1 protein-coding gene and 1 pseudogene are annotated in these 1,012 nt (G+C 48.9%); both read left to right on the plus strand.

Going from position 1 to position 1,012, the window contains the following annotated elements; genetic code table 11:
- A pseudogene (locus tag KNP78_RS15580) lies at nt 1-234 on the plus strand (IS21 family transposase); the annotation flags it as partial.
- Complete coding sequence (istB, locus tag KNP78_RS15585; RefSeq protein ID WP_029595512.1) at nt 231-947, plus strand: IS21-like element helper ATPase IstB; 717 nt, start codon at nt 231-233, stop codon at nt 945-947. The pseudogene KNP78_RS15580 and the gene istB, both read left to right, overlap by 4 nt.
- Nucleotides 948-1,012 lie beyond the last annotated feature (65 nt).

Below are 1,012 nucleotides of genomic sequence, written 5' to 3' on the forward strand. Positions count from 1 at the left end.
CCGGGTAGAATCAAAGAGTACCTGGGCGTACCCAACTTACTCGTTCGGCAGGAAAGACTGGCCTGGATCCGAGCCAAGCTCGCACTCTATCCAATCCTCGAGATCAATGAACGCCTATACGAGCTACTGAGCGAGGACGACGATCCAGCCGTGGTTGAGGACCATCCTTATGATGTGGATTGGAGCAAGTACGATAGCCTGAATCGGCCTTGGGGAGAAGGTGGTGCAGTATGAGCCTAAAAGAAATGTGCAAATCGCTCCGCCTTGCCTATGTCGCTGAAATCTATGAATCGATTCCAACGGAATCCCCTGAAAAGTTTCTCACGGAGCTTTTCTCGATGGAAATGCGCCTCCGCGAGGAAGCGAAAGCGCAACGGTTAATCAAAAAGGCAAAATTCATCAACAATAAGTCACTAGACGACTATCATTGGGGCAATCACATCTACTTCCCAAAGCATTTAGATAAGGACGAACTGACCTCACTGAATTTCGTCGAGCACTCACAGAACGTCGTTCTGACAGGGTCCCCGGGTACAGGAAAGACCCATTTGGCCATCGGGCTCGGGAGAGAAGCTTGTCACAAAGGTTATGAGGTGAGGTTCTTCCGGGTCTCTGAACTCGTCGAGCAACTTAACAAGGCCTGGCGGGATGGAAAACTAGGCAACTTCCATTCTCGTCTCGAGTCGGCAGATATGATTATTTTAGATGAGATGGGATATCTCCCTCTCACAAAAGAATCTGCGGAACTTCTGTTTCATCTCATCACCGACTGGTACGAGCGAAAGAGCCTGATCATCACATCCAACCTTGAGTTCAGCCAATGGAATCGCATCTTTGGCGACGCGCGCTTGACTGCGGCACTCGTCGATCGCGTCATCCATCACGCTCACATACTAAACTTTACAGGTGACAGTTATCGTGTCACGCATGCGTTGTCGAAACACTAAAACCCAGCTGGCAAAGTTCTGTACTTTTCGTTGCATTATTGTGCACATTTGTATTGCAAAATACA

Origin of the sequence: Exiguobacterium sp. s28, from assembly GCF_018618135.1 — a bacterium.
Taxonomy (GTDB): Bacteria; Bacillota; Bacilli; order Exiguobacteriales; family Exiguobacteriaceae; genus Exiguobacterium; species Exiguobacterium mexicanum_A.